At 33.9% G+C, this 7367-nt stretch carries 9 protein-coding genes; all 9 read right to left on the bottom strand.

All coding sequences use genetic code 11. The annotated features are described in order from the left end of the window. Positions 1-383: flagellar export chaperone FliS (gene fliS, locus V7149_RS19045; RefSeq protein WP_335347173.1), on the bottom strand; the 383-nt coding region annotated here is incomplete at its 3' end. A gap of 40 nt (positions 384-423) precedes the next feature. Beyond that, complete coding sequence (gene fliD, locus V7149_RS19050) at positions 424-1932, bottom strand: flagellar filament capping protein FliD (protein WP_335347174.1); 1509 nt, start codon at positions 1930-1932, stop codon at positions 424-426. A 14-nt stretch (positions 1933-1946) separates the two neighbouring features. Continuing rightward, the gene (gene flaG / locus V7149_RS19055; RefSeq protein ID WP_335347175.1) at positions 1947-2306 is read right to left on the bottom strand and encodes a flagellar protein FlaG; all 360 of its coding nucleotides are present in this window, start codon (positions 2304-2306) and stop codon (positions 1947-1949) included. 58 nt (positions 2307-2364) lie between these two features. Then, positions 2365-3429, bottom strand: a complete 1065-nt coding sequence (locus V7149_RS19060) for a glycosyltransferase family 2 protein (protein WP_335347176.1) — start codon at positions 3427-3429, stop codon at positions 2365-2367. Between the two features lie 269 nt (positions 3430-3698). Then, the gene (rfbD, locus tag V7149_RS19065) at positions 3699-4559 is read right to left on the bottom strand and encodes a dTDP-4-dehydrorhamnose reductase (protein ID WP_335347177.1); all 861 of its coding nucleotides are present in this window, start codon (positions 4557-4559) and stop codon (positions 3699-3701) included. Then, a complete protein-coding gene (gene rfbB, locus V7149_RS19070) occupies positions 4556-5569 on the bottom strand; it encodes a dTDP-glucose 4,6-dehydratase (protein WP_335347178.1) in 1014 nt (337 codons plus the stop codon). The genes rfbD and rfbB overlap by 4 nt, the downstream gene beginning before the upstream one ends. Before the next feature lie 12 nt (positions 5570-5581). Continuing rightward, positions 5582-6127 (bottom strand): dTDP-4-dehydrorhamnose 3,5-epimerase, encoded by a 546-nt coding sequence (rfbC, locus tag V7149_RS19075; protein ID WP_335347179.1) that lies wholly within the window; start codon positions 6125-6127, stop codon positions 5582-5584. An 11-nt stretch (positions 6128-6138) separates the two neighbouring features. Continuing rightward, positions 6139-6885: a sugar phosphate nucleotidyltransferase gene (locus tag V7149_RS19080; protein WP_335347180.1), complete on the bottom strand. Its 747-nt coding sequence runs from the start codon at positions 6883-6885 to the stop codon at positions 6139-6141. A gap of 170 nt (positions 6886-7055) precedes the next feature. After that, positions 7056-7367: DegT/DnrJ/EryC1/StrS family aminotransferase (locus V7149_RS19085; protein ID WP_335347181.1), on the bottom strand; the 312-nt coding region annotated here is incomplete at its 5' end.

Genomic DNA, 7367 nt, shown 5'->3' on the forward strand with positions numbered 1-7367 from the left:
CTTGTACTATATTGTTTCTTTCGATTGATGATTATTACTTCCTTCCAAGCATCACGGAATTCCGTAACTAACCCTTCTACTTCACTAATGATATCTAAATCATTCTTTATATTAGCTTCTATTAATCTGCGATTCATATAGTCATATAGCCTTCTCATTTCCTTTGAAATAGGATAATCAAAATTGAGAGTTACTATCAGCTCTGAAATAATATTTTGTGCTTTTGAAAGATTGGTATGCTTGGCTTCAATATTGTTATCTTGAACAGCTTTTTTCGCTAGGTTCAAGAATTTTAAGCAACCATTATAAAGCATAAGTGTCAATTCACCAGGAGAAGCAGTTAAAACAGCGTTCTGTTGATAAGTCTCAAATTGTTTCTGCATGTTTAAAATATCCTCCTAAAATTTAGTGTAGCCTCTTATTTTAACCTATCATTCCAAATATGGAACTACTTTGTGCATTCATCTTATTAATCGCTTGCTCCATAGCCGTAAATTGCTTCCAATAGCGATTTTCGATCGTCTTCAGTTTATCTTCCCAAGTTTTCATTTGAACGGAAACATCTTTTATCGAGCTACCAAGCGAGCTAATATCAAGATTTACCGCGGTGTTTGAGCGTCCTGCCTTTTTGTTTAAACTGTCTATCGATCTACCTACTTCATTATAAACTCTAGAAGCAATCCCATCATTGCTTGTAAATAGCCTTTCTACTGCATCTGGATTGTTGGCAATTGCTTCTTTTAATTTATCTTCGTCGATTTCTAATTTCCCATCTAAGGACATGAAAGCTGACGTAATACCAATTTCAGATAGCATTTTCAGCTGGCCATTCGGTATTCCCGAAACTGTATTATACATCTTTCCTCTAAGATTGGTTAAAGAATCTCTAATAATTTGATCATTGTATAGTAAACCTTGTTTAGCCTTTTCGTCCCACTTCTCAGCTTCTTTTTCAGATAAACTTTCTCTTTCCTCATCTGTTAAGGGCTGATATTCCCGATTTCGAGGCGATTTCACTTTCGAATTTAAACTATCGATCAAAGAATTATAACTTTCGACAAAGTCTTTAATTTTGTTGAAAATGGACTCTGTATCGGAGTCGACATTAATTGTTGTAGTAGTCCCTGCTTTTAGAAGCGTCAAATCCACACCGTATACAGTTACCTTATTTGTGGTTAAATTATCAATTACAGTTCCGTCAAATTTAATTTCCGCATTCTTTCCTTCGGCTTTATACGGAGGAGAGGCAGGGCTAGCAGCAGACGATCCATTAAAAATTAGTGAAGCAACATTTGTAGAACCTGTCAAATCGGTTAACTCAATACTTTGGTCTTTTCCCATATCCTTTGTAGTAATGACAAAACTGGATGTTGCTTCATCAAAGGACGCTCTCAATCCCAAAGATTTTCCAGTCGAATCAGTTGCTGATCCTATTTTACTAGCCAAGGAAGCAAAAGTATCATTTTCAGTAACAGTGATTGTTGCTGTTCCGTTTGCAGCCTTGATCTCAAAAGTTGAGTCACCTTGCCCTTGTGGTATTACTTTGTCTGTCCCCTTTGCAGCTTTGCCGGCTTCATTGTTAATGACAGAACCTGATTTAATTTTAGCAGTTTCAGCCAATTGCTTAATTTCCAATTCATACGACCCTTGTATCGCATTGCTTCTTGAAGAAACCAATGCATTAACTGTATTAGAGGAAGTCGCCTTAAACCCATTAAAATCACTTGAAAATCTTAATTTATCTACTTTTTTTTGAAAGGCGCTAAGTTCAAGATTAACATCTCTATAAGCATCACGCTGCCATGACAGCCATTCTTTTTTCTTAAATAATTTATTTAACGGAGCACGCTCCGCATTCATTAAATCTTTTATTATTTGATTTGTATCAAGACCAGATGCAAATCCAGTAATTCTCATCGTATTATTCATCATTTCGGGCACCTCCATTAAATCTTATTATCTACGAATAAACCTAAGTACTCCTTCATCGATGCGTACATATCTAACAGCTTCTTAGGAGGTATTTCCCTTACCGTTTCCTTTGTTTCATCATTTATAAGAGTTACATAATACTTCTGTAGTTTTTCGTGATACATATACTTTAAAGAAGTATGAGTATTTCCTAAAACTTGGTTTATATCTGTCACAACTTGCTTTAAATCCTTTTCTTGTATAGCTTTTTCTATATTATTCTCAGGCTGCTGTTCTAAGATGTGTGATTGTTGCCCCTGACCTCTTGCAGATTTATTACTTTCAAAGCTAATATTATCATTGGAAGATCTGGAAATTAAATCAACAGAGCCCATTTTTATCCCCCTACTATTTTTTCTACTTATTACATCGGATCATTTTGCAATATATTTACTATTTAAGGGCTATTAATCTGCTTTTTGCAGGTATATAGTTATGGCCTGCAGAAATTTCATAGAAATATATCGCCTTATCCTTTTGATTAAACATTTCATAGTAGACTCCCAGATTATAAGCCGCAAGGAACGAGCATGTTCCTAGAACAATCTCTCTTTCATTTCGCTCTCCCAATGCAAGACAAATTAAATAGGATCTCTCGATGAGAGGAAGAAAATCAATATTCTTAGCCGTATCACTTAACACAAAATTCATATAAAAGATTCCACAAACAAACTGATAATCAGGACTGTTCCCTAAAGGTACATTCATTTGGTCAATAATTTCAAAAGCAGGGTAGTATTGCTTCAATTCAATTAATGTATAAATATAATTGACGACCAAATCTGTAAAGTATCCCTCTGAACGATCAGCTACTTCATAACTTCTCTTAAAAAAATGGGCTGCATCCTGATAGAGACTCATTGTTTTATATTGTCTAGCAAGCTGAAATAAGATATAAGCATTCCTTGGATGATTAGAAAGCTCTTCCTTTAAAATTGTGAGATTACGCCCTGATTTATCTGTTTGAAAATAACCCGTATGGAATACATCAATAGGCAGCTCAATTCGAGGCAAATTAGATACAACCTGCTCATGTATTTTCCCAGAATAATAAGCTCCTTTTGGTATCAATCGAGAAATATATAGTTGCGAATACCGTTCTTCATTATTTTGCAAAAAATTGCTTTTAATATTAACTTTCCCTATGAAATGTTTGTCTTGAAGCAAGCTATTTACTTTATCTTTATCCCAACTCATAATTTGCTCATCTGCATCAAGAATCAAATTCCAGTCAGACGTGGATTTAGACAACGCAAAATTGCGTGCAGAAGCGAAATCATTTGTCCAAGTATATTCATAGACTTTTGCGCCGTAATCCCTTGCTATTTCTAACGTATTATCAGTAGAACCAGTATCTACAATTATGATCTCACTTACATAACTTTCTACTGAGTCTAGACAAGCACCTAAGTTTTCCTCTTCATCTTTCACGATCATGACTAAAGAAATGTTTTGCATTTTGTTCTCCTTAAATACAACTGTTGTCTTTAATATCGACTTTATTTTAATATCTTGAATTGGATAAAACTAGTTATTATTAACATACCATTATAAATATTCTTCAATCCCTTAATTGAATAGTATTCTATCTAATTATGAAAAAAGCTGTGGATGCGAAATTGCTCCACAGCTAAATAAATTTAAAGACCTTTTGTTTTGCGTTAAAAGTTAATAAAGGTTCTTTACCTAAATTACCGAAGTATTAAGAAGATAAAAGGATTTACAGCTTACAGCTTTCTATTTATGCTGCTAAAATAATCTTCCAAAGCTTCTCTCCAGTCCCTCATCCCAGTAAAATTATTTAACCTTAAACCCATATGATCTAAAACAGAGTTTTTTGGTCGATTTGCCTTTTGAACAAACTCCACCGAACTCACAGGCACTAGGTCTACGTTTTTTTGAGCGAGTTCAAATATTTTTCCAGCAAATTCAAACCAGGTGCACTCACCTGAATTAGTGATATGGTAAATACCATATAATTTTGTTTTGATCAGCTCTGAAACCTTTGTTGCGACATCTAAAGTATTGGTCGGTGAGCCCACTTGATCATTTACGACTTTAATTTGTACGCCCTTTTCAGCAAGATTTAACATTGTATTAACAAAGTTATTTCCATTTTTCCCATAAAGCCAAGAAGTACGAACAATAAAATATTGGCTATGAAAATCCTTGACCATATTTTCACCAGCAAATTTTGAACTTCCATAAACATTTATTGGATTTGGGGTATCAAATTCGTTATACTTCCCTAGTTTATTCCCATCAAAGACATAATCCGTACTAATATAAACCATCTTAGCCTGTATTTTTTCACATGCTACAGCTATATTCCTTGTACCAATAGCGTTAATTAAATATGCAGCTTCCTGCATTTCTTCCGCTAAATCTACTTTTGTATATGCCGCAGAATGAATTACAACGTCAGGCATTATCCTAATAATCGTCTCTACAACTTGTTCATAGTTCGTTACATCCAGTTCTATCTTCGAAAAAGAATAAACTTGATATTGCTGTTTAAGCAAAACCTCCTCAATATCTGAGCCTAATTGGCCTGCCCCACCAGTAATCAAGACTTTTCCTATATTCATAAGAAAGCACCATATTGAGTTTCATAGTATCGGTGATATTCACCTGATTTAATTCTATTCCACCAAGTTTTATTATTTAAGTACCAGTTTACTGTTTCAAGTAATCCCTTTTCAAAGTCATAAACTGGTTTCCAACCTAGCTCATCTCTTATTTTTGTTGCGTCAATTGCGTATCTTCGATCATGGCCTGCTCGGTCTTCAATAAATTGAATCAAGCTATGTGGTTTTTCTAAAATATTTAATATTTCCTTAACTACCTCAATATTTTGCTCCTCATTATGACCGCCAATGTTATATACTTCTCCAGATTTTCCATTATGCAACACTAAATTAATTGCAGAACAATGATCAAAAACATGAAGCCAGTCTCGAACATTTTTTCCGTCCCCATATACTGGCAGACTTTTATCTTCTAAAGCGTTAGTGACTATAAGAGGGATTAACTTTTCAGGAAAATGAAATGGACCGTAATTATTAGAACATCTTGTAATGTTAACATTTAACCCGTAAGTCTCATAGTACGCTTGAACTAACAAATCCGCACTTGCTTTACTAGCTGAATAAGGGCTATTAGGTGAAAGAGGAGTAGTTTCTACGAAAAAACCATTCTCACCCAATGATCCATATACTTCATCTGTAGAAATTTGCAGGTATTTCTCAATATTATTCTCTTTAGCCACTTCCAAAAGAACTTGAGTTCCTAAAACATTCGTCTTAACAAAAATCCCAGGATCAGAAATACTTCTGTCTACATGTGATTCAGCTGCAAAGTTAATAATGACGTTTACATTGTGCTTTTGAACTACATATTGAAGAAGTTCCTTGTTTTGGATATCTCCCTTAATAAAGAAATAGTTCTTTCGGTTCTCATAATCTATAAGGTTTTCTAAATTACCAGCGTAAGTCAGAAGGTCATAATTAATTATTTGATATTCCGGATAACTATCCAGCATATATCGAACAAAATTGCTCCCAATAAACCCCGCTCCACCTGCTACTAGAATATTCACTAATATAACCCCTTAAAAGTTTAATTCGGCATTTTTTAACACCGGCCAATTCTCGTCCTTATTTGATAATATTGGGTTTGAAAGAGGCCACGATATATTCAATTCAGGGTCACTCCACAAAATACCACGATCATGTTCAGGCGAATAATATTCATCCACCTTATAAAAAATTTGTGTATTTGGAACAAGAGTACAAAAACCATGGGCAAATCCTTTTGGTACAAGTAATTGGCGAAAATTATTTTCTGACAAAATAAATCCTTCCCATTGTCCAAAAGTTGGTGAATTTTTTCTTATATCTAGAACAACGTCATACACAGCTCCACTCAACACCCGCACCAACTTTGTTTGTGCCTTTGGATTTAACTGATAGTGTAATCCCCTAATTGTTCCAGATTCTTTTGACAGAGACTGATTATCTTGAACAAATTTATTATTTAATCCCACTTTTTCCAATAAAGATTCGTTGTAGGATTCCATAAAAAATCCTCGATGATCATCATGAACTTTTGGACAAAGGATTTTCACATCAGGGAATTTCGTATTAATAATCTCCATATTAAACACCCTTATAGCTTCATATATACATTAAAATACTCGCCAAGATCTGTATTTACAGCAAGTTCGTTTGCCTTAAATAGAGAGTGATGAGTACCTGCATCCGTCCACCAGCCTGACATAACATCATAAGTAAGAGAGCCCTTTTCAATGTAGGCATTATTAACATCCGTAATCTCCAGCTCTCCTCTATTGGAAGGCTTAAGACCGCGAATAATATCAAATACTGACGAATCAAACATATAAATACCCGTTACCGCATAATTACTTTTTGGATGCTTTGGTTTCTCTTCTATACTTTTAATAATAGTACCTTCTAATTCTGGGACACCAAATCTTTGTGGATCAGCTACTTCTTTAATTAAAATTTTTGCTCCGTCACCTTGCTGGTTATACTTGTATATATATTTAGCAATATTATCAGAAAACACATTATCCCCAAGAATAACGGTCATATTATCTGTTCCAACAAATGTTTCACAGAGACTCAGAGCTTGTGCAATACCACCAGCCTGATCTTGCACTTTATAAGTAAAGGTAACACCAAACTCTGATCCGCTGCCAAGTAAATTGACAACATCGCCCATATGCTCTTTTCCTGTTACAATCAAAATATCTTTAATATCTGCTTCAACTAATTTGAAAATAGCATGATATATCATGGGATATCTTCCAACCGGAAGTAAATGTTTATTTGTTACTTTTGTTAGGGGGTATAGGCGTGAGCCTGTGCCACCTGCTAGGATTATGCCTTTCATAATATCCTCCTTAGAAAAATCAAAACCTATGAATAGCATAGTAAGAAAATAATCTATTTAATTTTATTTACACACGAAATGTTAATGACTAATCTTTAATCTTAACTCTATTAATTTTCTTTGAAAATTAGCAAATTTATCTCATCTAAATTTCTTAAAGTAATCAACATTTATGAAAATGAATTTACCGTTTCTATAACATAATATATTTCATCTTCACTCATTCCGTACCATATAGGTAAGCTCAATACCTCTTGAGAAATTTTTTCAGCTAAAGGAAAACTTCCTTTTCTATATCCAAATTCCTGATAGGAAAGTTGAAGATGAATAGGAATCGGGTAATGAATCAAAGTGTTAATACCATGTCTATTTAAATAGTTTTGAAGTTCAGTTCTATATTCAGTTCTAATTACAAATAAATGCCAAACATGTGTACAATTATCCTTCTCAAATGGCATTATTATTTTAGGATTATTTATACC

The sequence above is a fragment of the Bacillus sp. JJ1503 genome (assembly GCF_036965125.1).
In the GTDB taxonomy this organism is placed as follows: domain Bacteria; phylum Bacillota; class Bacilli; order Bacillales; family Cytobacillaceae; genus Cytobacillus.

Excerpts from the sequence above, each read along its gene's own strand:
- V7149_RS19060 (WP_335347176.1), bottom strand. The coding sequence starts at position 3,429 with ATGCAAAACATTTCTTTAGTCATGATCGTGAAAGATGAAGAGGAAAAC.
- rfbC (WP_335347179.1), bottom strand. The coding sequence starts at position 6,127 with ATGGAGATTATTAATACGAAATTCCCTGATGTGAAAATCCTTTGTCCA.
- V7149_RS19080 (WP_335347180.1), bottom strand. The coding sequence starts at position 6,885 with ATGAAAGGCATAATCCTAGCAGGTGGCACAGGCTCACGCCTATACCCC.
- rfbD (WP_335347177.1), bottom strand. The coding sequence starts at position 4,559 with ATGAATATAGGAAAAGTCTTGATTACTGGTGGGGCAGGCCAATTAGGC.
- flaG (WP_335347175.1), bottom strand. The coding sequence starts at position 2,306 with ATGGGCTCTGTTGATTTAATTTCCAGATCTTCCAATGATAATATTAGC.
- fliD (WP_335347174.1), bottom strand. The coding sequence starts at position 1,932 with ATGATGAATAATACGATGAGAATTACTGGATTTGCATCTGGTCTTGAT.